General features: G+C 64.5%; 22 protein-coding genes. 17 read left to right on the forward strand and 5 right to left on the reverse strand.

Features of this window, described 5'->3' with window-relative positions; all coding sequences use genetic code 11:
* The first annotated feature begins 26 nt into the window (after positions 1-26).
* The 17 genes from QA634_RS03880 (at position 27) to QA634_RS03960 (ending at position 20,484) form a co-directional block, all read left to right on the forward strand.
* Entirely contained in the window at positions 27-656 is a 630-nt protein-coding gene (locus QA634_RS03880) for a tyrosine-type recombinase/integrase (RefSeq protein WP_012330743.1), read from the forward strand.
* 1,608 nt (positions 657-2,264) lie between these two features.
* A complete protein-coding gene (locus QA634_RS03885) occupies positions 2,265-2,990 on the forward strand; it encodes a GntR family transcriptional regulator (RefSeq protein WP_012330744.1) in 726 nt (241 codons plus the stop codon).
* Positions 2,991-3,090: 100 nt separating this feature from the next.
* Positions 3,091-4,356, forward strand: a complete 1,266-nt coding sequence (locus QA634_RS03890) for an MFS transporter (protein ID WP_012330745.1) — start codon at positions 3,091-3,093, stop codon at positions 4,354-4,356.
* Positions 4,356-5,252: an amidohydrolase family protein gene (locus QA634_RS03895; protein ID WP_012330746.1), complete on the forward strand. Its 897-nt coding sequence runs from the start codon at positions 4,356-4,358 to the stop codon at positions 5,250-5,252. The genes QA634_RS03890 and QA634_RS03895 overlap by 1 nt, the downstream gene beginning before the upstream one ends.
* Before the next feature lie 68 nt (positions 5,253-5,320).
* Positions 5,321-6,640: an MFS transporter gene (locus tag QA634_RS03900; RefSeq protein ID WP_012330747.1), complete on the forward strand. Its 1,320-nt coding sequence runs from the start codon at positions 5,321-5,323 to the stop codon at positions 6,638-6,640.
* A 103-nt stretch (positions 6,641-6,743) separates the two neighbouring features.
* The gene (locus tag QA634_RS03905) at positions 6,744-7,781 is read left to right on the forward strand and encodes an isocitrate/isopropylmalate dehydrogenase family protein (protein WP_012330748.1); all 1,038 of its coding nucleotides are present in this window, start codon (positions 6,744-6,746) and stop codon (positions 7,779-7,781) included.
* A 56-nt stretch (positions 7,782-7,837) separates the two neighbouring features.
* Positions 7,838-9,496, forward strand: coding sequence for an acetolactate synthase large subunit (locus QA634_RS03910; RefSeq protein ID WP_043702038.1), 1,659 nt, complete (start codon positions 7,838-7,840; stop codon positions 9,494-9,496).
* A 34-nt stretch (positions 9,497-9,530) separates the two neighbouring features.
* Positions 9,531-10,709 (forward strand): iron-containing alcohol dehydrogenase, encoded by a 1,179-nt coding sequence (locus QA634_RS03915; RefSeq protein WP_012330750.1) that lies wholly within the window; start codon positions 9,531-9,533, stop codon positions 10,707-10,709.
* 24 nt (positions 10,710-10,733) lie between these two features.
* A complete protein-coding gene (locus tag QA634_RS03920; protein WP_012330751.1) occupies positions 10,734-11,555 on the forward strand; it encodes a poly(R)-hydroxyalkanoic acid synthase subunit PhaE in 822 nt (273 codons plus the stop codon).
* Positions 11,552-12,658 carry a class III poly(R)-hydroxyalkanoic acid synthase subunit PhaC gene (phaC, locus tag QA634_RS03925; RefSeq protein WP_012330752.1) on the forward strand — a complete coding sequence of 369 codons (1,107 nt, stop codon included), beginning with the start codon at positions 11,552-11,554 and terminating at the stop codon, positions 12,656-12,658. The genes QA634_RS03920 and phaC overlap by 4 nt, the downstream gene beginning before the upstream one ends.
* Before the next feature lie 13 nt (positions 12,659-12,671).
* Positions 12,672-14,675: an acyl CoA:acetate/3-ketoacid CoA transferase gene (locus QA634_RS03930; protein ID WP_012330753.1), complete on the forward strand. Its 2,004-nt coding sequence runs from the start codon at positions 12,672-12,674 to the stop codon at positions 14,673-14,675.
* A 66-nt stretch (positions 14,676-14,741) separates the two neighbouring features.
* A complete protein-coding gene (locus QA634_RS03935; RefSeq protein WP_012330754.1) occupies positions 14,742-15,359 on the forward strand; it encodes an adenylate kinase in 618 nt (205 codons plus the stop codon).
* A 134-nt stretch (positions 15,360-15,493) separates the two neighbouring features.
* Positions 15,494-15,781 carry a phasin family protein gene (locus tag QA634_RS03940; protein ID WP_168169129.1) on the forward strand — a complete coding sequence of 96 codons (288 nt, stop codon included), beginning with the start codon at positions 15,494-15,496 and terminating at the stop codon, positions 15,779-15,781.
* A gap of 119 nt (positions 15,782-15,900) precedes the next feature.
* Positions 15,901-16,734, forward strand: coding sequence for an alpha/beta fold hydrolase (locus tag QA634_RS03945; protein WP_265576520.1), 834 nt, complete (start codon positions 15,901-15,903; stop codon positions 16,732-16,734).
* A gap of 91 nt (positions 16,735-16,825) precedes the next feature.
* Positions 16,826-18,307: an NADP-dependent succinate-semialdehyde dehydrogenase gene (gabD, locus tag QA634_RS03950; RefSeq protein ID WP_012330757.1), complete on the forward strand. Its 1,482-nt coding sequence runs from the start codon at positions 16,826-16,828 to the stop codon at positions 18,305-18,307.
* A gap of 282 nt (positions 18,308-18,589) precedes the next feature.
* Positions 18,590-19,408 (forward strand): alpha/beta hydrolase, encoded by an 819-nt coding sequence (locus QA634_RS03955; protein WP_083784624.1) that lies wholly within the window; start codon positions 18,590-18,592, stop codon positions 19,406-19,408.
* A gap of 506 nt (positions 19,409-19,914) precedes the next feature.
* On the forward strand, positions 19,915-20,484 hold the full coding sequence (locus tag QA634_RS03960) for a DNA-3-methyladenine glycosylase (protein ID WP_012330759.1): 570 nt from the start codon (positions 19,915-19,917) through the stop codon (positions 20,482-20,484).
* A gap of 57 nt (positions 20,485-20,541) precedes the next feature.
* Here QA634_RS03960 and QA634_RS35730 read toward each other — a convergent pair whose 3' ends face one another.
* The 5 genes from QA634_RS35730 to QA634_RS03975 form a co-directional block, all read right to left on the reverse strand.
* A complete protein-coding gene (locus QA634_RS35730; protein WP_083784790.1) occupies positions 20,542-20,652 on the reverse strand; it encodes an ArsR family transcriptional regulator in 111 nt (36 codons plus the stop codon).
* 234 nt (positions 20,653-20,886) lie between these two features.
* Positions 20,887-21,231 (reverse strand): hypothetical protein, encoded by a 345-nt coding sequence (locus tag QA634_RS35735; RefSeq protein ID WP_168169191.1) that lies wholly within the window; start codon positions 21,229-21,231, stop codon positions 20,887-20,889.
* A gap of 667 nt (positions 21,232-21,898) precedes the next feature.
* Positions 21,899-23,623: an alpha/beta hydrolase gene (locus tag QA634_RS03965; protein ID WP_012330761.1), complete on the reverse strand. Its 1,725-nt coding sequence runs from the start codon at positions 23,621-23,623 to the stop codon at positions 21,899-21,901.
* A gap of 119 nt (positions 23,624-23,742) precedes the next feature.
* Positions 23,743-24,627 (reverse strand): DUF4344 domain-containing metallopeptidase, encoded by an 885-nt coding sequence (locus tag QA634_RS03970; protein ID WP_265576632.1) that lies wholly within the window; start codon positions 24,625-24,627, stop codon positions 23,743-23,745.
* A gap of 133 nt (positions 24,628-24,760) precedes the next feature.
* Positions 24,761-25,804: a patatin-like phospholipase family protein gene (locus tag QA634_RS03975; protein ID WP_012330763.1), complete on the reverse strand. Its 1,044-nt coding sequence runs from the start codon at positions 25,802-25,804 to the stop codon at positions 24,761-24,763.
* Between the last annotated feature and the right edge of the window lie 145 nt (positions 25,805-25,949).

Here is a 25,949-nt window from a genome sequence, read left to right on the forward strand (position 1 = left end):
CGAGTTCCGCATCTTCGGAGCTCGCCATGTCAGACACCACGACCACATCGGCCAACACCCGTGCGCCCTGGAACCGCGGCCGCATAGTCGGCCCGAAGCCGCCCCTCAAGCCCAAGCACATCTGGGCCCTGCGCACGCGCCTGCAGCTCGCCAATCGCACACGCGATCTGGCCCTCTTCAACATCGCTTTGGACAGCAAGCTGCGCGGCTGCGACCTGGTTCGGCTTCGCGTCACCGACGTGCATCTGGGCGACGCCGTGCGGCTGCGGTCGACGGTCTCTCAGCAGAAGACCGGCAGGCCTGTGCCGTTCGAAATCACCGAACCGACGCGCGAGGCCCTCATAGCTTGGCTGGCCAGCCGCAATCTGCGGGCGGGTGACTGGCTGTTTCCGAGCCGCAGCCGGCGCGGCCAGCACCTCACGACGCGCCAGTACAGCCGATTGGTCGACCGCTGGGTGGCGTTGATCGGCCTCGACCCGTCCGCTTACGGCACGCACAGCCTGCGCCGCACGAAGGTGACGCTGGTCTACAAGCGGACGGGCAACATCCGCGCCTGCCAACTGCTGCTCGGGCACACGAAGCTGGAGAGCACGGTGCGGTACCTCGGCATCGAAGTCGATGATGCCCTGGTCCTATCCGAGCAGACCGAGATCTGAGATGGGCGCCGCGGTCACACCCGCCGCGGCGCCTCCGAAGCCCGGCGGCTATATGGCTCCGACTGACCCAAAGCGGCCCCTCGCGTCGGATGTCGGGAATGTCCGGTTGTGAGGGTTTTCCCGACATTTGATTTCCTGACACGATTCCCTGCCACCAGCCGGCTCGTCGGGCTCTCGCGTCATCTGCGTCAGCGGACCCAGCTACCCTTTCCGCGAGGAATTGGTCGTTTTCCTGACATAACCGCACACCAGTTCCGGATCTGAGATGTGCGCCACTTACACCAACGAAATAGCAACTCCTTCCGGGTTCAGCAGCTGAACGACCGTAAGCATGCCCTTCGTGTCTGGAGCATATTGTGGGCCGCACTGTGCACCGCAGCGCCACGTCGTGCGTCTCAGAAATCCACGCCCGACCTTTTAAGGATTCTCGGGGCCAGGCGAGCATCTCTTGGCTGATCGCTGCAATGCTGATCGTCCCGGGCACCGTGATGATGAAGATCGCAAGCGCTTCATGGCAGCCGCATCCGCAACGGGTAGGAGCCCGGCCCTTGGAGTGGCCAAGCTGTTAGGATCCCCGATGGTTGCAAATTTTGCATGAATGAATGGCTTTATGCCTAATATCGGCGCGAAGGATGCTACTGACGCATATCTTGCTTGCGGTAAGGCAGATTGCTGCAGTGCAGCAATGGCGCATGCTGAGGCCTAGAGGCTATCAAGCTTCGGTTCTCGATTAAAGGAGATTACTATATCTCATTTAGATTATCAAAGAAAATTTCCGTACTGCGGAGGCGTGAAAACGTTTATCTCGAAGAACGCGAATCGTGTTCTTCAAATTATGTGGCATAAATGGCTGGACCACAATCAGAATGTGATTGATGCTGGGGGCCACTTGCATTGAAGATGCGCAAACTCGATAACAAATGATAACATAGACATGAATCATCGTATATATCACAGCACATGCGGTTGAAATCCGTATAAGATGCGGTTTACTGGAATAGCAATTCTCGAAAAGGACGACGAAGCCGTACCACAGCTTCGTCGTCGATTGGAGTCTCTATTTCAGGTTCGAGCACAGACCCGTCACGACACCGTCATGGGTGCCGCCGGAACACAACACAGTGTGGGGTTCGAGCGTCAGGCCGTTCACCCGCACGAGCCGCAGCACCGCTTGTCGTTGATCATGGGCTCGCACCGAGCTCGCAAACCGCAGGTCACAATGACGGTCATGCGATGGCAGGTCGCGTACCGCTCAAGTTCGTGCACCCGGCTGGCGGCAACGATCGGCTGATCAGCCTTCATGGTTCGGCCAGCATGGTTTGCCGACCGCCTTTCAATGTGCGCAGGACAGTACGCGGAGTGAGACACCGCGATCACGCGGGATGAACGAAACGGAGAGCCACGCGGCTGGCTTACCTCGACAGGGTGGATCTTTTCGACGGTGGACGGGCGCCGGCACAGCGCCTTCGTCGGGATCTCGCCACACGGCGTGGGGACGGTCAGATCGGGTGTATGAACCATAAGTCGGAAAGAGTTCGTGGAAGCCCCGACTCCATGGTATGCCTCCCAGCGGATCTAGTCCTTTAGTGAACCGCATCAAAGTTTGCCATGAACCAAGCCGACCCACGCCTGCCCCTTTATCAGCGACTCCGCGACGAAATCGCCCAGCAGATTGCTCTGAATGTCTGGCGGCCGGGCGACTCGATCCCGACCGAAGCCGAGTTGGCTTCAGAGCACGGGATCGCGGTTGGTACTGTGCGCAAAGCGCTCGATCTGCTCGTTGCTGACGGCTTGGTCGAGCGGCGGCAGGGGCGTGGCACGTTTGTACGTCGGCCCAAATTTGACGACTCCCTTTTCCGGTTCTTCCGCCATCAGAGTCCAGATGGAAAGAAGATTATACCAAAGGGACGTATCCTGACTCGAGAGTCGGTTCCTGCAACGCCCTCTGTCAGGGATGCTTTGGATCTTAATTCGAACGAAAGAGTCATTCATCTCTCGAGACTAAGGCTTATCTCCGAAAAGCCCGTCTTACGGGAGGAAATTTGGCTTCCGGAGCAGAGATTCAAGCCGATTTTAGATGTTGACATGAGCGAGATCGGCGATTTGCTTTATCCTGCATACGAGCGGCTCTGCAATGAAATTGTCGCTCGAGCGGATGAGACGGTTACCGTCAGCGTCGCCGGAGAGGATGATGTTCGGCTATTAGCCCTCTCTCCAGGAGAGCCTGTTGTCGTCATCGATCGACTAGCGCTGGGATACGACAACAAACCGGTCGAATGGCGCCATACCCGCGGCTCCGCGGCAGAGTTCCGCTATCAGGTCGAAATTCGCTAGCTCGGCCGCAATCTCCTCTTGACACCATACGTGACTCGCGTCTTCTTATAGTCATATAAATGACTGGTCCTCTCAAGCGGAGGATCCTGGGAGGACGCTCGTGTTCCGGTGGTACCGCGAGACCGCATCCGTAGAGCGGCGCACGTTCTGGGCCTGCCTCGGCGGCTGGGCCCTAGACGCCCTGGACGTGCAGATGTTCAGCCTCGTGATCCCAGCGCTGATCGCGACCTTTCAACTGAGCAGGGTGGATGCGGGTCTGATTGGCGGTGTGACGCTGGTGTTCTCGGCACTGGGCGGCTGGCTCGGCGGGGCACTCGCCGATCGCATCGGACGGGTGCGTGCGTTGCAGGTCACGATCCTGTGGTTTGCAGCCTCAACCTTCATCGCGGCGTTCGCCCAATCCTTCGAGCAGTTGCTCGTCACCAAGGCGCTGCAAGGGCTCGGCTTCGGCGGCGAATGGGCGGCCGGCGCGGTGCTGATGGCCGAAACCATCAGGGCGGAGCACCGCGGCAAGGCCCTCGGCGCCGTGCAGTCGGGGTGGGCCATCGGCTGGGGCACTGCCGTGCTGCTCTACACTGCCGTCTTCTCCTTTCTCCCGCAGGAGGTCGCGTGGCGGACGCTGTTCGCTCTTGGCCTGCTGCCGGCACTTCTCATCATCTACATTCGCCGCGCCGTGCCAGAGCCCGTACGGGTCTCGCCGAACGAGGCGCGGCTAGGCTTTGGGCAGGCGCTCGTCGGCATCTTCGCGCCGCAGACCCTGCGCGCCACGCTCGTCGGCGGGCTGTTCGGGCTCGGCGCGCATGGCGGCTTCTACGCCCTGTTCACGTGGCTGCCGACCTTCCTCAAGACAGAGCGCGGCCTCTCGGTGATGGGCACCGGCGGCTACCTCGCGGTGATCATCGTCGCCTTCGGCTGCGGCTGCCTCGTGGCGGGGCAACTCCTCGACCGCCTCGGCCGAAAGCGCACGGTGGCGCTGTTCGCGGCGGGCTGCATCGCGCTGACGATCGCCTACCTTGTGCTGCCGATCGGCGGGGCGGCGATGCTGGTGCTGGGCTTTCCCCTCGGCTTCTGCGCCGCCGGCATCCCGGCGAGCATGGGGGCGCTGTTCAATGAACTCTACCCGGCCGGCGTGCGCGGCACCGGGGTCGGCTTCTGCTACAACGCCGGGCGCATCGCGGCGGCGGGCCTGCCGCCGCTGATCGGCGCCCTGAGCGAGGTGTCGTCCCTCGGCACCGCCATCGGGATCAACGCCGCGCTCGCTTACTCCCTCGTCCTCCTCGCTCTTCTCCTGCTGCCTGAGACGCGTGGCAAGGCGCTGGACGACGCCGCTGCGAACGATCCTGTCCTCGTGACGGAGACCCTCTGATGATGACCCGGCGCAATCTTCTCCTCGGACTGGCCGTCGCTAGCCTCGCCACTGAGATCCCTCTGCCGGTCTATGCCAGGGCAGCTATCACTGGCATCGATACGCACGCGCATGTGTTCACCCGCGCGCTGCCGCTCGCCGGCGAGCGTCGTTACGCTCCGGGCTACGACGCTCCCATCGCCGACTATCTGGCGATGCTGGATCGCAACGGCATGAGCCACGGCGTCCTTGTTCAGCCGAGCTTTCTTGGTACGGACAACTCCTACATGCTCGAGGCCCTGCGCACGGCGCCGGAGCGGCTGCGTGGGATCGCGGTGGTCGCCCCCGAGGCGGAGCCTGACTTTCTCGCCGACCTTGGTCGCCAGGGAGTTGTCGGCATCCGCCTCAACTTGATTGGACGACCCGACCCTGACTTCGGTGCGCTGCTATGGAAGCGCCATCTCGCCCGCTTGGCGGAGCTGGGCTGGCAGGTTGAGGTTCAGGTCGAGGCGCATCGGCTACCCGCTCTCCTACCGCCTCTCTTGGCCGTCGGCCTCCCGATCGTAGTGGATCATTTCGGTCGCCCCGATCCGCGTCTTGGCATCGACGACCCTGGGTTTCGCTACCTGCTCGATAGCGGCGCCGCTGGGCGTGTGTGGGTGAAGCTTTCGGCTGCTTATCGGAATAACAGCGGTGCGGCGAGCGAGCAGACCGCCAACGCAGCAAGCCACCAGCTCCTCGCGGCGCTCGGCCCGAAGCAACTGCTTTGGGGAAGTGACTGGCCGCACACGCAATTCGAAACGAGTGCCGATCCCATCACGGCCCGCCGGTCACTCGACGTCTGGGTACCAGAGGAGGCCGCGCGCCGTACCATCCTCGTCGATACGCCGGCCCGACTGTTTCGGTTCAGCGCCTGAAGTCTTGGATCAACCAAGTTGAACCAAGCGAACAAAAATCTCTCAATCAAACCAGGAGGACATCGCTCATGGATACGATCACAGCGCCAAAAAACCCCCTTGAAGCACAGACAATGCGAAAAGTAGGCTTGCGCCTCATTCCATTTCTTGTTCTTTGCTACTTTATATCTTACGTCGATCGCGTGAATGTGGGCTTCGCAGCCCTCACTATGAACAAAGATATCGGCCTGAGCGCTACGGCTTTCGGCATAGGTGGCAGTCTGTTCTTCATTGCCTACGTGCTGCTCGAAGTTCCAAGCAACCTCGCCATGGAGCGGTTCGGCGCCCGCCGCTGGATCGCCCGCATCATGATCAGCTGGGGCCTGGTGGGAGTGATCTCCGCCTTCGTGACCGGCCCCATCTCCTTCTCCATCGTGCGCTTTCTGCTGGGGGCAGCCGAGGCTGGGTTCTTCCCTGGTGTTATCCTCTATCTGACCTACTGGTTCCCCAAAGCCTATCGTGCCCGCATCGTTGCCATGTTCATGGTCGCGATCCCTCTCTCCAGCTTCCTTGGCTCGCCGCTCTCGGCGGCGCTGCTCGCCCTCGATGGCGCCGCGGGGCTGCACGGTTGGCAATGGCTCCTCATCGCTGAGGCGATCCCCGCCGTTCTTCTCGGCTTGGCCACCCTGTGGGTGCTGCCTGACCGGCCCGCGCAGGCAGGCTTCCTCAATGCCGAGGAGCGAAATTGGCTGGAGCAGAGCCTGGAGACGGAGCGCCGGTCCGCCTCGGCCCGGCATGCCGGCCACGGCTCGATCTGGTCCGTGTTGACGAACAAGCAGGTCTGGCTCCTTGCTATCATCTATTGCGGGAGCTCGGCCACCAGCAACTCGCTGTCGCTCTGGATGCCGCAGATCCTGAAGGAGTTCGGCCTGAGCAATATCGAGACTGCTCTCCTGAACATGATCCCGTTCGGCATCGCCTCGGTGTTCATGATTTACTGGGGGATGCGGGCGGACAAGAGTGGCGAGCGGATCTGGAGCACGGCCCTGCCTTTGGCGCTGACGTCGCTGAGCTTCGCGCTAACGCTCCTGACCGGATCGCTGACGATCACGCTGGTGCTGCTCTCGCTGGTGCTGCTGGGTAACTATGCGATCAAGGGACCCTTTTTCGCCCTCGCGACCGAGACCTTGTCTCCGGCCGAAGCAGCGGCGGGTATCGCAGCGATCAATACGCTGGCGCATCTTGGCACAGGCGGCATAACCTCGACGATTGGATTTCTGCGGCAGGCGACCGGCAGCTTCCCCGTCGCTCTGCTCCCGCTCTGCATCCTGACCGGCATCGGCTGTCTCCTGGTGTTTTGGATCGGGCGTGAGCAGAGCCGCAGCGCTGCGCCAGTGCCGGCGGAGTAGCCCGATAACACGAGCCCGCCGTCGTCTGAGGTTCCTAGATCGTCGGCGGGCTCAGCAAGCACAATGTGAACTGAATCAAAGCTCTATCTAGCAGGAGACGCCCGTGAGTACTCAAAGCAACGACCGTATCGCGGCGACACTCATCCCGGGCGATGGCATCGGTCCAGAAATATCCGACGCCGTCGTCAGGATCCTCGATGCGCTCGAGGCGCCGTTCGCGTGGGATGTGCAGCAAGGCGGCATGGCCGGCATCGAGAGCAGCGGAGATCCGCTCCCTACTGCGCTCCTGGAGAGCATAGGCCGCACGAAACTGGCACTCAAAGGTCCTCTCACGACACCCGTCGGTGGTGGGTTCCGATCCGTCAACGTTCGCCTGCGAGAAGCCTTCGGTCTCTATGCAAACTTGCGCCCCGTCCGGACCATGATCCCGGGCGGCCGCTACGAGGACATCGATATCGTCCTGGTACGCGAGAACCTCGAAGGCCTTTACGTCGCGTTCGAACACTTCATTGCCGTCGGTGACGATCCGCGGGCCGTGGCCATCTCGCAGGGCATCAACACGCGAGAGGAGGCGCGTCGGATCGTGCGCTTCGCGTTCGAGTACGCGGTGCAGCATGGCCGCAAGAAGGTGACGATCGTCCACAAAGCCAATGTTCTCAAAGCATTGACGGGCCTCTTCCTGGAGGCAGGACGTGAGATCGCGAAGGAGTACGAAGGCCGTATCGCCGTGGACGACCGGATCGTCGATGCCTGTGCGATGCAGCTCGTACTTAATCCTTGGCAGTTCGATGTCATTGTGACGACGAACCTCTTCGGCGACATCTTATCCGATCAGTTGGCAGGCCTTGTGGGTGGCTTAGGCATGGCCCCCGGCGCCAACATTGGAGAAAAGGCGGCGATCTTCGAAGCTGTTCACGGTTCAGCGCCCGATATCGCTGGACAGGGTATCGCGAACCCCTTGGCTCTTCTCCTCGCTGCCGCACTGATGCTCGAGCATGTACAGCGCTCGGATCTCGCTGGCAGGTTGAGATCGGCAATCCTGCAAACGGTGCAAGCTGACAGCGTGCGGACGCGCGATATCGGTGGATCTGCCTCAACGCAGGAATTTGCGGACGCAATCATCCGGCGTGTGCTCGCCTAATTGAGTTCTCAACAGGCGCAAGCCTGGATAACCTTTCGAATGAACGGAATATGGACATGTCTAAGGGATCTGATCTCCTTGTTGCCGCTCTCGAGAATGAGGGTGTTGACCGCATCTTCGGCATCCCGGGCGAGGAGAACCTCGACGTCGTCGAATCCTTACGCACCTCGAAGATCGAACTCGTCCTCACCCGCCACGAGCAGGCCGCCGCCTTCATGGCCGCCACGCACGGGCGGCTGACCGGCCGGCCGGGCGTCTGCATCTCCACCCTCGGTCCGGGTGCGCTCAACTTCACCACGGGTGCGGCCTACGCGCATCTCGGCGCCATGCCGATGCTGATGATCACCGGCCAGAAGCCGATCATGAGCGCGCGCCAAGCTCGGTTCCAGATCGTCGACATCATCGGGGCGATGCGGCCCGTCACCAAGATGACCCGCCAGATCGTCTCGGCGGCCTCGATCCCCACCATCGTGCGCGACGCCTTCCGGGTCGCCACCGAGGAGCGGCCCGGCCCCGTCCACCTCGAACTGCCCGAGGACATCGCGGCCGAGACCGCCGACGTCGCGCTCGTGCCCTCGCACCCGATCGACCGGCCCGTGGCGGCGCCCGCCGCCATCGAGCGCGCGGCCGCGATGATCCTCGCCGCCAAGCGCCCGCTGATCATGGTCGGGGCGGCCGGCAACCGGCCGCGGCTGGTCGAGCCGCTCTCCGACTTCGTGCGCCGCACCCGCATCCCGTTCTTCAACACCCAGATGGGCAAGGGCGCGGTCACGGGCGGCTCGAACCTTTATCTCGGCACCGCGGCCCTCTCCGAGCGCGACTACGTGCATGAGGCGATCGACCGGGCGGACCTGATCGTCTCGATCGGGCACGACACCGTGGAGAAGCCGCCCTTCCTGATGGGGCAGGTCGCGGGCGGCCCGAAGGTAATCCATGTCGGCTACGTCTCGGCGAGCGTCGAGCAGGTCTTCCACCCGGATGCCGAGGTGGTGGGCGACATCGGCGCGACCGTGACGGCGCTCGCCGACCGCCTCGGCGGGCGCCTCGACCCGGACCAGGGAATGCTGCAGTTGCGCCAGCAGATCTTGGAGCGGATCAACGACCGGGCCGAGGAGGACAGGTTCCCGGTGACGCCGCAGCGCCTCGTGCACGACGTGCGGGCCGTGATGCCGGAGGACGGCATCGTCTGCCTCGACAACGGCATGTACAAGATCTGGTTCGCCCGCAACTACCGCACCCACGTGGCGAACACGCTGCTGCTCGACAACGCGCTCGCCACGATGGGCGCGGGACTACCCTCCGCCATGATGGCAGCACTGCTCCATCCGAAGCGTCGGGTACTGGCCGTATGCGGCGACGGTGGGTTCATGATGAACAGCCAAGAGATGGAGACGGCCGTCCGGCTCGGGCTAAACCTTGTGGTGCTGATCCTGGACGACTCGGCCTACGGCATGATCCGCTGGAAGCAGGCGGTGGACGACTTCGCCGATTACGGCATGACCTTCGGCAACCCGGACTTCGTCGCTTACGCCAATTCCTACGGGGCGACGGGCCACCGCGTCACGGCGGTCCGCGATCTGGCTCCGACGCTGGAGGCCGCTTTCAAGGCAGGTGGGGTTCACCTGGTCGCGGTGCCGATCGACTACTCCGAGAACACCCGTGTGCTGATCCAGGAGCTGCAACACAAGATCAAGGATGCCGAGCCGGCCGAATAGGTTCTTCTCTGCCCTCGTCCTCTCGGAGATCATCATGACCCCATTCACCTTCCAGACCTGCCCTAATATTCTGTTCGAGCCTGGTGCATCGGCGAAGCTGCCTGATCTCGTGGCGAGCTTCCGCGCTCAACGGATCATGCTGGTGACCGACAAAGGCGTTCGCGGCGCGGGTCTGACCCGCGCTGCGGAGGCCGCCCTGGCCTCGGCAGGCCTGAAGGCCACCATCTTCGAGGACGTCGTGGCCGACCCGCCGTCGCACGTCGTCGAGACCGCCGCCGCGCTCGCGCGAGCCGAGGGGACGGATCTCGTCCTTTCGATCGGCGGCGGCTCGGCTCTCGATACCGCGAAGCTCGTGGCCTACCTCGCGCGCAGCGACGAACCCCTCGACAGCATCTACGGCGTCGGCCTCGCCCAAGGCCAGCGCTTGCCGCTGATCCTGGTGCCGACCACGGCTGGCACCGGCTCCGAGGTGACGCCGATCTCGATCGTGACCACGCCCACGACCGAGAAGAAAGGCGTGGTCTCGCCTCGGCTACTGCCGGACTGGGCGGTGCTCGACCCCGACCTGACGCTGGGCCTGCCGGCCCATGTCACCGCCGCGACCGGCATCGACGCGATGGTGCACGCGATCGAGGCCTACACCAGCCGTCACAAGAAGAACCCGATCTCGGACCAGCTCGCCCGACAGGCCCTGGCCCTGCTCTCCGGCAGCATTCGCACGGCCTGCAGCGACGGCCGCAACGTCGAGGCGCGCTCCAACATGCTGCTCGGCTCGATGCTGGCCGGCATGGCCTTCGCCAACGCTCCCGTCGCGGCGGTTCATGCGCTGGCCTATCCGATCGGCGCCGTCTTCCACGTGCCGCACGGGTTGTCGAACGCCCTCGTGCTGATGGGCGTGATGCGCTTCAACCTCCCGCACGCGCAGACCCTCTACGCAGAACTCGCCCCGATCTTCGATCCGGAGGCAGTCAACCTGCCGACCGGCGAGGCTGCGGCCCGCTTCGTCGAGAGCCTCGCGGCCATCTGCCGGGATTGCGGCTTGCCCGCCTCACTCGCCGAGGTCGGTGTTCGCGAGGAGGATCTCGCGCGCCTCGCCACCGACGCGATGAAGCAGACCCGCCTCCTCGTGAACAACCCACGCGAGGTCACCTACCAGGATGCCTTCGCGATCTACTCCGAGGCCCTCGACGGCAAGCTCAGAACCGCTGCCTGAGCCGCTCAGGGAGGAGCGCACGTCATGGATCCATTCGATACCTTCAAGGCCATGGGAGAGCTCTGGGGCAAAGGCACCCAGTCCTTCCTCGAAGCCCAGCGCAACATGTTCGGGGCGATGACGACGGCCCTGGACAAGGACGGCAAGCCGAGCCTTCCCCTCGTCCCGGACTGGGAGGCCCTGCAACAGGCCCAACACTCGTACCAGCAGGCCTGGGAGGCCGCTCAGGCGGTCTCGGCGACCTTTGCCAAGAGCGTCAAGGGCAGAGGCGAGGTGCGAGATCCCATCGCGGCCGATGTCCTCGCCAAGATCTTCGACCCGCGCGGGTGGCTCTCGTCGACGAGCGAGGTCGATGAAGCCCTCAACCGCATGGCCGAAGGGCCACGGCTCGCCGATCTCTGGAACGTCGAGCGCAAGTTCGCGGCTGTGTTCACGGCTTGGGTCGCGTTGCGCCGCCGCAACCTCGAACACAATACCCTGATGATGGAGGTCTGGAAGAAAGCGACGGCAGCCTTCTCCGCCGTGGTCAATGAGCGGTCCAAGAACGAGCAGGGGATCGCCTCGAGCCGCGAGCTGATGGCGCTCTGGGTCGAGACGGCCAACGACGTTCTGCTGGAGGCGCAGCGGTCGGAGGAGTTTCTCAAGAGCCAGCGCGAGACGCTGAAAGCCTCGACGGACTTGCGGCTTGCTCAGCAGGACATCGCCGAGTTCTACAGCCAGATGTTCGGCTACCCGACCCGCGCCGAACTCGACGACGTGCATCAGAGCCTGACGCAGCTGCGCCGCGAAGTGAGAGCGCTTAGCCGCCAGAGGCGGACCAGCAGAAAATCAGGAGAGCCGACATGAGCCGCCCTGCCAAATCCAAAGCCGCACTCGATCCTTTCGCAGAAGCGGCAGCGCTCGGAAAGCGGCTCGCGGAAGGAGCCAAGCTCTTCCAGGAAGTCCGCGACGAGGACGTTCAGATTGCGACGAGCGAGAAGGACGTCGTCTGGCAGCAGGACAAGGTCACACTGTACCGCTACCGCTCCCTCACCGAGCAGAAGGTCAGGACACCCGTCCTCATCGTCTATGGCCTCATCGGCCGCTACACCATGGCCGACCTGCAGGAGGATCGCTCACTCGTTCGCAATCTGCTGAACCTCGGTGTCGATCTCTACGTGGTGGACTGGGGCAATCCAAGCCGAGCCGACCGTTTCGTGACGCTGGACGATTACATCGACGGCTATCTCGCCGAGTGCGTGCACGTCATCTCCGAGGCGAACGGGGGGCAGAAGATCAATCTGCTCGGGATTTGCGAGGGTGGTGTCTTCACGACCTGTTACGCGGCGCTGCACCCGGAAGACGTGAACGCGATGGTGCTGACGATCACGCCGATCGACTTCCACGCCGACACGGTCGAGAACCGCAAAGGCCACGGCTTCATCAACGTGTGGACACGCAGCCTCGAGCCTGACGACATCGATCGCCTGATCGAGGCGCACGGCACGCTGCCGGGTGAATTCATGGGCTCGGTGTTCTCGCTGATGACGCCGATGCGCACGATGACAAAGTACAATCTCGATCTGCTTGAGGTCATCGACGACAAGAAGAAGCTGATGAACTTCTTGCGTATGGAGAAGTGGATCTCCGATCGGCCGCACCATCCGGGTGAGGCCGCCAAGCAGTGGCTGAAAGATCTGTATCAGGACAACAAGCTGGTCAAAAATTCGTTCCAGCTTGCCGGCAGAACCGTCGATCTCGGCGAAATCAAATGCCCGGTCCTGAACATCTACGCCAAGGATGACCATATCATTCCGCCGGCGACGTCGCAGGCACTCAAGCAATTCGTCGGTACGTCGGACTACACCGAGCTGCCGCTGCCAGGCGGGCACGTCGGCGTCTTCGTCGGCGGAAGGGCGCAGAGCCTGCTTGGAACCGGCATCGCCGAGTGGCTGTCTGGCCGCGAGTAAGGGATGAACGACCGTGGCACTTAAGAACAAGATCGTTTCCGCGGACGAGGCCGCCGCGATCATCCGCTCGGGTGACACGGTCGCCGTCTCGGGCTTCGTCGGGATCGGCACGCCCGACGAGCTGATCCTGGCGCTGTCCTCCCGCTTCGAGGCGACCCAGGCTCCGAATGACCTCACCCTCGTGTTCGCGGCAGCCCCGGGTGACGGCAAGGACCGCGGGCTCAACCGCCTGGCGCGTGAAGGCCTGGTCCGACGTGTCATCGGCGGCCACTGGGCGCTGGTGCCGAAATTGGCCGAGCTCGCCCTCGACGAGAAGATCGAGGCCTACAATCTCCCGCTCGGGGTAGTGTCGCACCTCTACCGCGACATTGCCGCCAGGGGCCCTGGCCCCCTCACGAAGGTGGGCATGCGCACCTTCGTCGACCCGCGTCTAGGCGGCGGCAAACTCAACGCCCGCACGACGGAGGACTTGGTCGAACTCGTCGAGGTCGGCGGGGAGCCCTGGCTGCGCTACAAGTCCTTTCCGATCCAGGTGGCGCTCATTCGCGGCACCACGGCTGACCCGGCCGGCAACATCACGATGGAACGGGAGGCGCTCACCCTGGACAACCTCGCCACCGCCATGGCGGCGAAGAACTCGGGCGGCTTCGTCATTGCGCAGGTCGAGCGACTGGCCGCGGCGGAGTCGCTGAACCCACGCGAGGTGGTGATCCCGGGCATTCTGGTCGACTGTGTCGTCGTCGCCGAGCCTGAGAATCACCTGCAGACGTACGGGACACCGTACAACCACGCCTACTCCGGTCGGCAGCGCGTGCCGCTCGATCGGATCGCACCGCTGCCGCTCGACGAGCGCAAGGTCATCGCCCGGCGCTGCGCCTTCGCGCTGCCACCGGGCGGCGTGGTCAATCTCGGCATCGGCATGCCGGAAGGGGTGGCGGCCGTGGCGGCCGAAGAGCGCCTGCTCAAATACGTGACGCTCACGGCCGAGCCCGGGATCATCGGCGGCCTGCCACAGAGCGGGCTCGACTTCGGTGCCGCCCTCAACCCGGAAGCCGTCCTGCACCAGAACCAGCAGTTCGATTTCTACAACGGCGGCGGTCTGGACCTCGCCTGCCTCGGCATGGCGCAGGCGGACAGCCGAGGCGACGTGAACGTCTCGAAGTTCGGCCGCAAGCTCGCAGGAGCCGGCGGCTTCATCAACATCTCGCAGAACGCCAAGACCCTCGTCTTCGCCGGGACCTTCACGGCCGGCGACTTGGAGGTCGCGATCGAGGAGGGGCAGCTGCGGATCGTCCGAGAGGGGCGGGTGCCGAAATTCGTCGAGGCTGTTGAGCAGATTACCTTCTCGGGCGACTACGCGGCGGAAACGGGCCAGCCCGTGCTCTACGTGACGGAGCGCTGCGTGTTTCGGCGCGTCCCGGCGGGCATGGAACTGATCGAGGTCGCACCTGGCATCGATATCGAGCGCGACATCCTGGCTCACCTGGGCTTCGCTCCGCTGGTTGACGCACCGCGCACGATGGACCCGCGCATCTTTCGTGATGGCGCGATGGGGCTCGAACGGGATCTCCTCGGGCTCACGCTGGCCGAGCGGATCAGCTACAATCCCGAGCGCAACACGCTGTTCGTCAACTGGGAGGGCTTCCAGGTCCGGACCATCGACGACGTCGAGATGATCCGGCGCGAGTTCGAACAGCGCTGCAGGACGATCGGCCGGAAAGTTCACCTCATCGTCAACTACGACGGCTTTCAGCTTGATCCGCTGGTGAGCGACGCCTACTTCTCGACCATCACGTACCTGCAGGGCCGGTACTATCAGACGGCATCGCGCTACACGACGAGCGCGTTCATGCGGCTGAAGCTCGGCGAGGCGCTGAAGGAACGTGATCTGGCGCCCCACGTGTTCGAGACGCGGGCCGAAGCGCAGGTCTCCGCAGATCAGATCCGGGGGCAGCGCCGCCGGCCGTCGGGAGCAACCCCGGGTGAGACACCGGCCGATGTTCGCGGCCATGGCTGACGCAGGCTCTCATCCAGAGCTCGCGACGATCAACAGCGAACCTTGCATCCGTCCAGAGGTGTCATTGTGAGACTTGTGCTGCTCGGTCCTCCCGGTGCCGGCAAGGGGACCCAATCCCAACTCTTGAGCACCCATTTCGGGATACCCCAGCTCTCGACGGGCGACATGCTGCGAGCAGCGGTCGCGGCGCAGACCCCGATCGGGCGTGCTGCCAAGGCGGTGATGGAGGAAGGCGGTCTCGTGCCCGACGAGATCGTGACCGGAATCGTCAGCGAGCGTCTGGGAATGGCCGATGCGACGGCGGGCTTCATCCTCGACGGGTTCCCGCGCACGATCGCTCAAGCCGGTGCGCTGGACGGTGTGCTTCTGGCGAAAGGGGTGATGCTCAACGCCGTCGTCGAGTTGGTCGTCGATCCGGAGATCCTGGTGCTACGGATGACGGCGCGCGTGACCGAGACCCTCGCCCGTGGCGAGCCGGTGCGGCGCGACGACAACCCCGAAGCCTTCTCTCGGCGCTTGGTGGCGTACTCGACTGAGACGGCGCCGCTGACACGGTACTACGCTGAGCGAAGCCTCCTACAGCCTATCGACGGGATGCGACCTGTCGACGAAGTCTTCGACGAGATCACCCGTGCCCTCGACGCGTCGGCGGGCGCTCGTGCTCCGAAGAACGGAGAGGCCTAGTGTCGAGGCAAGCCGAAGCGCCCTTCCCGGGAGCGACTCCGGAAACCCGTCCCGGGCCAGCGATCCCGGCATGGCGGACCATCGCGCGACAGGGCATCGCGCAGGCGCGCAGGGTTCACGACAGAACGATGCGGATGCAGGAGACGCTGCTCAACGTGACCACGGATGCGGCACTCGTTTCCTGGTCGGGCGCCCGCGACGTGAGCCAGCGCATGGTGACCTTCGCCGACGTTAACGTGACGGCGGCCCTCGACCACGCGGAGCGCGTGCTTCAGGCGCGAACACCCCGAGAGGCCGGCGTTCTGCATCAGGAGTACCTCCGCGACCAGGCTCGATGCGTGGCGCAGCAAACGCGCGAGATCCACGATCTCGCCGCGAAGGCTCTGGGCGAGGCACTCGGCGCTGTCGTGCCGACGAAGTAGGCGGCAGATGGTGCGTCGGTTGAATCACAACAGGAACTTGGCACTTGGACTTTAACTCCGCGCCCGTGAGACGCGCCTCCCGCGGGAGCGAGCAGACTGCGAGCTTCCGGTACGGCGCCGTGCGGAGCATCTCGCGGCAGCACTTCCACCGCATCGCCTACGTCGAGTGGGGTGATCCGGCGAGCGAGCGCGTGATCGTCTGCGTGCACGGCCTGAGCCGCCAGGGGCGGGACTTCGATGACCTCGCCCGTGCCCTGGCAGCAAAGGGGTACCGCGTGGTCTGCCCGGACCTCGTCGGTCGCGGCCGGAGTGGCCGGCTGCATAACCCCGACGATTACGCCCTGCCGCAATATGCCGTCGATATGACGGTTCTGCTCGCCCATGTCGGCGCACCGCAGGTGGACTGGGTCGGCACCTCGCTCGGCGGGCTCATCGGCATGATCCTCGCGGGCATGCCCGAGTCTCCGATCAGGCGTCTTGTCATCAACGATATCGGGCCTTTCCTGCCCTGGGCGGCGCTCCGGCGCCTGGGCGACACGATCCGCGAGGCGACCCGGTTCTTCGACTCTATCGATCAGGCCGAAGCCCATCTCCGCCGGGTATTGGCGCCGTTCGGAGCGCTGACTGACGCCCAGTGGCGGCACCTGACCGAGCACAGCCTCTTGCCCCGCTCTGGCGGTGGGTACGAGCTGCACTACGATCCCGGCATCGGCGATGCGTTCCGGCCAGGACGGGTCTACAACGTGAGCCTGTGGACCTACTGGGACGCCATGCGCTGCCCAGCGCTCGTGCTGCGAGGAGAGACCTCCGATCTCCTGCTGGCGCGGACAGCGACCGAGATGGTGCAGCGACGTCCGGGGACGGAGCTTGTTGAGATCCCGGGCTGCGGGCACGCGCCCGCGCTGCTCGATCCTGACCAGATCCGCCTCGTCGTGGAATGGCTGACGCGATGAGCCCCCTTGTGCTCTTCGCGGCGAGTCCTGGCGGATGGGCGGATCCGCCGGGAAATCACCTGCCAACCGATCAGCGTGGAGGTATCGCACAATGCCGAATTCAATTCCGAATGGTCCTCTCCGGTTGCGCCGCGCCGATCTGTTCCGCGAGCAGGCCTACATCGACGGCGCGTTCGTAGCCGCCGATAGTGGCGAGACCGTCGTGGTAGATAATCCAGCCACGGGCCGGGTCCTGGGCCACGTGCCGAGGATGGGCACGGCCGAGACCGAGCGCGCCATCAAGGCGGCCGAGGTGGCGCTACCCGGCTGGCGGCAGCGCACCGCCAAGGAGCGCGCCACGATCCTGCGCCGCTGGTTCACCCTGATCATGGAGAACCAGGAGGATCTGGCGGCGATCATGACCGCCGAGCAGGGCAAGCCGCTTGTTGAGAGCCGCGGCGAGATCGCCTACGCGGCCTCCTTCATCGAGTGGTTCGCCGAGGAAGCAAAGCGCATCTACGGTGACGTCATCCCGGCCCACGGACCGGACAAGCGCATCGTGGTGCTCAAGCAGCCGATCGGCGTCTGCGCGGCGATCACGCCCTGGAACTTCCCGGCCGCGATGATCACCCGCAAGGCCGGTCCCGCGCTGGCGGCGGGCTGCACCATGGTGGTGAAGCCCGCGAGCCAGACGCCGTTCTCGGCCCTGGCACTGTGCGTGCTCGCCGAGGAGGCCGGAATCCCCGAAGGTGTGCTCTCCTGCGTCACCGGCTCCGCGGCGGCGATCGGCGGCGCGATGACGGCAAGCCCGATCGTGCGCAAGCTCTCCTTCACCGGCTCGACCGAGATCGGCCGCGAATTGCTCGCGCAATGCGCGCGGACGATCAAGAAGACCTCGATGGAGCTCGGCGGGAACGCGCCCTTCATCGTCTTCGATGACGCGGACCTCGACCTCGCGGTAAAGGGCGCCATCGCCTCGAAGTACCGCAACGCCGGACAGACCTGCGTCTGCGCCAATCGCATCCTGGTGCAGGAGGGAGTCTACAACGACTTCGCGGAGCGCCTCGCGGCAGCGGTGCGGGCGATGCCGGTGGGCGACGGCTTCGCGGACGGCACGCTGATCGGCCCGCTCATCGATGCCAAGGCGGTCGCCAAGGTCGAGGAGCACGTCTCGGACGCGGTGGAGAAAGGCGCCCGTATCCTCACGGGGGGCAAGCGCCACGCCCTCGGCGGCGGCTTCTACGAGCCGACCATCCTCGCCGACACCACCCCCGCCATGCGGATCTTCCGCGAGGAGACCTTCGGGCCGGTGGCGCCCCTGTTCCGCTTCCGTACCGAGGCGGAGGCGGTGGCACTGGCCAACGACACCGAGTTCGGGCTCGCCTCCTACTTCTACGGCCGCGACATCGGCCGGGTCTGGCGGGTGGCGGAGGCGCTCGAGTACGGCATGGTGGGGATCAACGAGGGGATCATCTCGACCGAGGTGGCGCCCTTCGGCGGCGTCAAGGAGAGCGGGCTCGGCCGCGAGGGCTCGCATTACGGCATCGAGGACTACCTGGAGGTCAAGTATCTCTGCATGGGAGGCATCTCCTGACATTCGCAGGCCATTCACGGTGCAAAGCAAAGAATGACTGCGTTCTGCACCGCGCGTGGCCCGGCTCTGCAACCAAATCTCCGATGCGCGGCGGGCAACGCTCTGTCGATCGGTCTGACCGAGCGCTGCCGCGCCTCCATCAGCATTGACCGCCGCCGAAAGGGGATCGAGGTCGGCGAGGCACGCGCTCAGAACCGCGCGTAGCATGCACCATACACTTGCCGGTTTTCCTTCCTACTTGGCCCGTGAGATGCAGCTCTAGGAGATGAGAGCGATGCCGGCATGACCGGCATCGCTGTAGAACGCATGAAAATAGAAATCTTACATCGCCGACCGTCTGCCGTAAGTCACAACGTAAAAATTATTTTCGTGCATGGAATTTCGGTCGGAGCTTGGGTGTGGAACGAACATTTTCTCCCCTTCTTTGCCGATGCAGGGTTTGAGGCACACGCACTCAGCCTTCGTGGTCATGGCGAGAGCGATGGACACGAAAATATTTCGACCTGGCGCCTGGCGGATTACACCCGAGACCTGGCCGAAGCCGTGCGGCAGATCGGTGGTCCGGCGGTGCTCATCGGCCATTCTCTGGGCGGGGCCGTGGTTCAGAACTGGGTGCGCTGCGGCGGCCACGCTGCTGGCATGGTCCTGCTCGCCTCAGTCCCGCCATGGGGACTGGCGTTGTCAGCGATCCACATGAGCCTGACCACGCCTGATCTCTTCCGGCACGTGCTCACAATGAGCGTCGGCGGCACCGCAAACGGTAGCTTGGGTGCCCTCCGGCGTGGCTTCTTTTCCGAAGACCTCTCCGATGAGCGATTTGAGTACATCCGCGCGCGTGCCGGCCAAGAGTCGGTCTTGATCGGCTCAGAATTGCAAGGCTGGCCGCCCTTTGCCCCACTGCCGTGGCAAGCGCCGCGCACTTTCGTACTTGGAGGCGCAGATGACTGCTTCGTGCCACCTGATGAAGTGCGGCGAACTGGAATCTACTATGGTGCGCGCACAACTATCGTGCCGCACCTCGCCCATACGCTGATGCTGGAGCCGCGCTGGGAAAGCGCTGCTCACCCACTTCTGAAATGGCTCACGGCTCTGCGGTCATAGCCTAGGCTGGGCGATTTGCGTGGACAACGGCACGGGGGAGCGGAGCGAGGTCTATTCTATACTGGAGCTTCTGGAGCTGCATACAACACGCGCCGTTCCATAGGTATTTCTCACATCAATCCGTGCCGTCGAGAGAGGCACTCGCCGACCTCGAAGGTCCGCTGTCCAGTGTCGAGCGGCCATTCCGGCGGCATCGGCTGAAGGTCTGGAAGTGGCGCATTGCTGAACAAGCCGGACGCGAGTTCGGCGGGAAAGCGCGCGTCCTCGGCTCGCATCGGCATCTGACGCCAAGGCGGCTCCAGGGGCTCCTTCGGGCGAGGAAATCCGACACTTCAGATCTCGACCACCAAAGAACCACGTGTAAGATCCGGCTCGACAGCGCAGCTTGTCGCTGATCGGGCGAGGAAACGGGGGCACTGCGCCCTCGTCGATCTCCGTCGTGAGAAACCGACCGTGCGACCTTCGAACCAGCACCACTTCCAGGATGAATTGATCTACCAACCCTAATGGCCCAGATCCACCTCTCCTGGTTCGATCGCCCAGCAGCCAACGTTGCCGCCGCCCTGATCGGTTGCCAATTGCTGGTCGACGGGGTGGGCGGTGTCATTGTGGAAGCCGAGGCCTACGGCCGGTCCGATCCGGCCTCGCACAGCTTCGCCGGACCGACCCGGCGAAACGCCAGCATGTTCGGCCTACCGGGACACGCCTACGTCTACCGCTCCTACGGCCTGCACTGGTGCATGAACATCGTATGCGAGCCAGGGAGTGCGGTTCTCGTGCGGGCGCTCGAGCCGACGCAGAAGATCGACAACATGAGGGCGCGCCGGCGCACGAGCGACATCCGCCTCCTCTGCTCCGGGCCTGGCCGCTTGTGTGAGGCGCTCGCCATTACGGGTGAGTATGACGGCTGGCCACTCGATCGCGCCCCGTTCGAGATGTTGGCGGGAGATCGGCCGGTCACGGTCTCATCCAGCGGCCGTATCGGCATCACGCGAGCCGTCGAGACACCGTGGCGGTTCGTGCTCGCGGGCTCTCGCTTCGTGAGCCGGCCAACCCCGCGCGGCAAGGTTTGGTAGAATTATCAGCTGGTCAGCGCACGAATCCAGCGGCGGAGCCATCGGCGGGAGAGCAGCTCAGCCGTGCTTGAACACGCGCAGATGCGGCGACACGGCCGGGCGGGTCATGGTCATTGTGCTGGCGAGTTCGCCGACAGCACGCGGTCTCTGCGCAAGACGCTCGAACAGCGCCCATCGCGTGGGGCCGTCGAGAACGGAGAGCGCATGGAGTCAAGAGAGTTAGCCACTGCTAACTGTAAGCAAGCACTAACCTAGCAAGGAGGCGGCCGGATCCGCTGCGAAAAGATCGCGCGGTGGCCACCCTCGTCCACCTCCCGCCTTTAGGGCAGCTCTCGTTGGATCTCAGCGCGCAGTACAAAGGGGCGCCCGCAGGCGCCCCGTCACAGTTGCTTAAGTCGAATTTCAATAACCGTAATAGTAGGGGGCAGGACCGTAGTATCCGTAACCGTAGGCCGGGGCTGGGTAGTAGCGGGGCGCTTGGGATGCAGCGATCGCACCGCCAATAATCCCAAGTGCCGCGCCGGCCGCGAGGGCGCCGCCGATCCCGGGGCCCCGTCGGTAGCCGTAATGACGGTAGCCATAACCGGCATGATACCCGTAGCCGCCCCGGTAGCCAGGACGCGCGTCCGCGGTAGGAGCAAGGAGCAAGGAGCCTGCGACGGTTGCGGCCAAAGCTGAAAGAGCCACCTTCTTCACTGTCGTCCCTCGACTGCTGAGTTCGTAGCGCGAGTTAAGCTGGGCCGTAATGAACCAACCCTGAACCCTCCGGGCGGGCTGAACGCAACCCTTGCCTCAACCGCCAGAGCGTTCCGGAGTAGCGGCTTCGCTCGGCGTCACATTGCCGAACGCCCCCAGGCTTGATCACAGCTTGATGTCAGTTGGACGTGTCGAATCGGTTGCGTCCCCTCCCCTGCCTCTCTGCAGCATCCGGCGCTCCGATGTAGCGTCACCGACAGCACCACCGCTGAACGGGAAAGTATGACCCAAAGCGGCCCCTCGCGGCGGATGTCGGGAATGTCCGGTTGCGAGTGAAATGCAGACACTCTGGCCATCGCACGACACACCGGCTCAGGCCGCAGTGCCTCGTCGCGGCGATGCGGGTCGTCATCTTCAGATCGGCTGATCCGTCCCGCTACCGGCACCTGCTCGAAATCACGATGTCGGCGCGGGCGTGCCGAAGTGTTCGGCTGGAGGCGGCAGCTTGTCGACCGACCCTTGTATCATCGGGATTTCAGGCGCGAGCCTGCTCCCCCTGCTGCGCAAGTCTGGCACCGCCCTCCGCGGGTTATGTCGCGGCGGCCGCTCGGAGCGGGAATTGCGGGGTTGCCCCCAGCAGGGGTGGACATCTCCACCGTCTCGCCGCCGAGTTCGCCCGTGCCGCCTGTAGCTCCAACTGAGACGGTTGAGGTCGTCCTCAGCCGCCCCGATTGCGGTACACACCCTCGTCGCCGGCGGCGTCTTCCATCGCATGGCTGGCAGCCTTCGCCAGCTGCTGTTTCAGGGTTGCGAGCGCCTCCTGAGACCAATCGCGCACCTCGGTCACGGCGACCCAGGCATCGACGTAGTGCTGCGGAGCATAGACGTGACCGTAACCCATCGGGGGCTTCGTCGCCATCGCCATGTCGAGAGCGAGTTGGAGAGCCGTCACGAGGGGATACCAGCGCAGCTGCGGCGACACGTCCGGCCCACGCGGAGTCTCCAGCCAAGCCGGCGGGCGATAGACATCGCGAGAGTCGAAGAAGGTCACCGCGTCGCTGGCGTATTGCAGATAGACGACCCGCATCGGCGCCCAGGGGGTGTCCGCGGCCACGCGCGTGCCGTCCTGATTAAGGAACCGCACGAAGCGGCCGTCCCGGAACTCCGGCAGCCAGGCCGGCGAGCCGGGATTGCGGCCATCGGTCAGCGAACGCCAGAGCCGGCTGCCGAACGGGGGGCCGCTCCACATCGCGCCATCGATCGGATCGCCAATCGTCTCGAACAGTTCGACCGAGCTTTCGGAATGCATCGCTCCCAGGCTCAGCCCGTGCAGGTAGAGCCTCGGGCGGCGGTTCCTCGGCAATGTGGTCCAGTAGCGGTAGACCTCCGCGAAGAGAGCGCGGGCCGTGTCCGATCCGTAGTCCGGCTGGACGAGGAGCGACAAGGGGCTCGACAGGTAGGAATACTGCACGGCGACGCTGGCGATGTCGCCGTGGTGCAGGTACTCGACAGCGTTCATCGCCGACGGATCGATCCATCCCGTCCCGGTCGGCGTGATCACGACGAGGATCGAGCGGTCGAAGGCCCCCGCGCGCTTGAGTTCTGCCAAGGCCAGTCGCGCCCGGTCCTGCGCCGTGTCGGCGGCGCGCAAGCCGACATAGACGCGGATCGGCTCGGCTGCCGGACGCCCAGTGACGGCGCCGATCTCCGCCGCACCAGGGCCCGACGCCACGAACTCGCGCCCGGCACGCCCGAGGTCCTTCCATCGGACCAGCGATCCCGGACCGCCCGTCCGCACCGGCTCGACCGGCTGCGGGCGCTCCGGCTCCAGCAGCGCGTCGCGTTCGCGAAACGAGGCGTCGAGCACGTGGAAGGCCGCGCGGAACAACACGCCATTCGCCAGCGACCAGAACGAGACGACCGTGACGGAGACGCCGATTACGGTCGCGACCCGCCCAGGGACGAATCGGCGCGCCCGACCGGCCATGCCGCGGGCTGTCAGCCCGAACAGCCGCACGAGCGCCAGGAGCGCGGCGAAGGTCGCCAAAGCCACCGAGCAGACCTGAAGGGGATGCGCGCTCGCGATGGGCTCCATGTCCATCACCCGGCGGATCGAGTTCTGCCACCCGGCTGCGCGCCACAGGAAGGTTGCGGCGACCGACAGACAGAACGCGGTGACGAGGGCATTCGTCACGCGGATCGCGCGGTCCGCTGGCACCGGCAGTTCCAGGTAAGCCCAGAGCCATCGCCAGGATACGCCGAGGCCATACCCTGTGGCGAAACTCGCGCCCGCCAGCACTCCCTGGGTGAGCGCCGTTCGCGGAACGAGAGACGGGGTCAGGGCCGCCGCGAAGAAAAGGGTACCAAACGCCACACCGACGCCCGACAACCCGCGTGCCCGGCGCCAGAGCAATGCGGCCGCATGGGCGGCGAGGCGCGCCACCCGAGAGCGATCCTGGGACGCTCCTCGTTCCGGGTGCGCCGATGGCAGGTTGCGCGATCGCACGAAAGGTCTCCGGCAGGGTCCGAACGGGCGGCGCCAAGGCCGAGCGCCGGCCGTACTCACCAAAGGTCGTGAACGGCTAAGTCGATGAAGTCGGGAACAAGCTCGTAGCAGAATATGACCCGGCGCTCGCTCGGATCCCAATAGGCGTTGGGATATCTGCAGGCTTCACCCTCGATCACGATGTCCTTCGGAAGAAGCAAGCTAGATTGGGCGAAATCGCGAACGACTTCCAGGATCCCGGCCGTCTCGAGGACATGCCGGTATGCCGCGATCCTCCCGCTCGCGTCTGCATACGTTACGGAGATCCTGCCCCCCGGCTTCGGCGCCAAATGAAGCAAGCCCTCCAGGAACGATGGCTTCGCGGCGGCCGGCCTGAAATGCGGCTGCAACAAGCGGACCCAGGAGGTCTCTGCTCTCTCGAAGTCCGCGTGGCAGGTTTCCTTCCGCTCTGCGGGCAGACCTGCTTTGACCGCTACGCCCCAGAACAGGTCCGGGTCCGAACCTACCATCAGGCAGATGATCTGGTAGGCACGTTGCTTGTCGAGGCCATGCGCCCCGTAGAAAGCAAGCCCTTGCCTCTGCTGTAGATTGCGTTCGCCGATCAGATAATGGCCGCGCGCGGCATCGATCAGAACGCGATGGGAGAAGTCGCTGCCGATGTGCAGAAGCGCAAGAGTGGCGAAGATGTCGACCGCACCCTCCTCCCGTCCGAGCACCGGCAGGTCGAATTCGCTGACGGCAGCGTGCCCAAGCTCGTGCGCCAAGACGAAGAGCGCATTGCCGACCACGAATTCGGTGACTTCGCTCCGTTGGCGCGCGTCGAGGCTCCGAACGGACGGGCTGGCTTCCGCAAGAGCCTCTGCGACAGCCCCGAGTCTTGATCCGTCTGCCCCTTGTGCGGCTGCGCTCCCGAAACGGGTGGTCGGCGCGAGAGTCACCATGATCGACACGAATATGATCCGGTGGAGTGTCATGCGAGCGGCCCCATCCTGAGCAAGTCCTAAGGTGCATGACTTCATTCAAGAATAATCATTTCATCTCCGATGGACAACAGTATTCGCACAGAGCAAGGCGTCATACTCCTTCGAGCAGTCGGTCTAGGTCGAATGTCGGGCGCCGTCCCACATCCGGACCATGTTCGGCCAGGAAGACGTCCGCACAGCGGCGCCCCTCGTCGCGCAGCATCGTCAGGAAGGGCCATTCCGCATTGAGCTTCGACGAGGAGCCGAGGCCCGCCACGACGTCGCTCGCGATGCGATGCATGCGCATCGCGGCCCATTTCGCTCCCTCCGAGTTGTCCGCTGGGGCGACCTGCCGCAGCAGGGCCATCATCCGCAGTTCCTTGAGCAGGACCGCGTTGAAGGAGACCTCGTTCAGCCGGTTCAGGATCTCCCGGGCCGACTGGGGAGAGCCAGGACGCTCGACCGGATTAACTTGAACGATGATGGTGTCCTGCGACACGCACTCGCGCACGAGCGGGGTGATCGTCGGGTTTCCTGAGTACCCGCCGTCCCAGTAGTACTCGCCGTCGATCTTCACCGCCTGGAACATCGTCGGCAGGCAGGCGGAGGCGAGAAGCACCTCGGCGGTGATGTCCGCGTTGCGGAACACGCGGCCGCGGCCCGTATGGACATTGGTGGCGGTGACGAACAGCTTGATCGCGCTGCGAGCAATCCTCCCGAAATCCACCGTGGCGGCAAGGACCCGTTCGAGCGGGTTGAACCCTCCCGGATTGAGATCGTAGGGCGAGAACACCCGGGCCATCAGGTCCACGGCGAGATAGAGAGGCGAGTGATCGAGGGTCCAGCGACCGAGCATCACGTCGAGCGGGCTGCGCCGGAAGGGACTGAAGCACGCCGCGCGCGAGACGCCGTCCCAGAAGGCTTCCAGCGCCGCGCGGGCGCCGGCACGCCCGCCCCGCTCATATCCGTCGATGAGGACCGCCGCGTTCATGGCTCCGGCCGACGTCCCGGAGATGCCGTCGATCCGCAGCCACGGCTCCTCCATCAGGCGGTCGAGCACGCCCCAGGTGAAGGCCCCGTGCGCGCCGCCGCCCTGCAGGGCCAGATCGATCAGGACCTGATCCCGCTCTCCCGGTATGATGGCGCCGCGCGACATGTGATCCACATCCTCATCTGGCATGGGCGAGTCTCGAAATTGCAGCTTTCGTTGCAGACCGCGAGTAGTCTGCCGTATCCGGCCGGCGTCGGGATCGCGATGCGTCGCGTCGATATCTTTCGCTGGCGAAGAGCCGCGACGGCAT

This window comes from Methylobacterium sp. CB376 (assembly GCF_029714205.1).
GTDB lineage: Bacteria > Pseudomonadota > Alphaproteobacteria > Rhizobiales > Beijerinckiaceae > Methylobacterium.

Coding starts and splice junctions, on each gene's coding strand:
- QA634_RS03885 (WP_012330744.1), top strand. CDS start 2,265: ATGAACCAAGCCGACCCACGCCTGCCCCTTTATCAGCGACTCCGCGAC.
- QA634_RS03955 (WP_083784624.1), top strand. CDS start 18,590: ATGACCGGCATCGCTGTAGAACGCATGAAAATAGAAATCTTACATCGC.
- QA634_RS03975 (WP_012330763.1), bottom strand. CDS start 25,804: ATGTCGCGCGGCGCCATCATACCGGGAGAGCGGGATCAGGTCCTGATC.
- QA634_RS03920 (WP_012330751.1), top strand. CDS start 10,734: ATGGATCCATTCGATACCTTCAAGGCCATGGGAGAGCTCTGGGGCAAA.
- QA634_RS03900 (WP_012330747.1), top strand. CDS start 5,321: ATGGATACGATCACAGCGCCAAAAAACCCCCTTGAAGCACAGACAATG.
- QA634_RS03970 (WP_265576632.1), bottom strand. CDS start 24,627: ATGGTGACTCTCGCGCCGACCACCCGTTTCGGGAGCGCAGCCGCACAA.
- QA634_RS03960 (WP_012330759.1), top strand. CDS start 19,915: ATGGCCCAGATCCACCTCTCCTGGTTCGATCGCCCAGCAGCCAACGTT.
- QA634_RS03910 (WP_043702038.1), top strand. CDS start 7,838: ATGTCTAAGGGATCTGATCTCCTTGTTGCCGCTCTCGAGAATGAGGGT.
- QA634_RS03880 (WP_012330743.1), top strand. CDS start 27: ATGTCAGACACCACGACCACATCGGCCAACACCCGTGCGCCCTGGAAC.
- phaC (WP_012330752.1), top strand. CDS start 11,552: ATGAGCCGCCCTGCCAAATCCAAAGCCGCACTCGATCCTTTCGCAGAA.
- QA634_RS03940 (WP_168169129.1), top strand. CDS start 15,494: ATGCAGGAGACGCTGCTCAACGTGACCACGGATGCGGCACTCGTTTCC.
- QA634_RS03895 (WP_012330746.1), top strand. CDS start 4,356: ATGATGACCCGGCGCAATCTTCTCCTCGGACTGGCCGTCGCTAGCCTC.
- gabD (WP_012330757.1), top strand. CDS start 16,826: ATGCCGAATTCAATTCCGAATGGTCCTCTCCGGTTGCGCCGCGCCGAT.
- QA634_RS03915 (WP_012330750.1), top strand. CDS start 9,531: ATGACCCCATTCACCTTCCAGACCTGCCCTAATATTCTGTTCGAGCCT.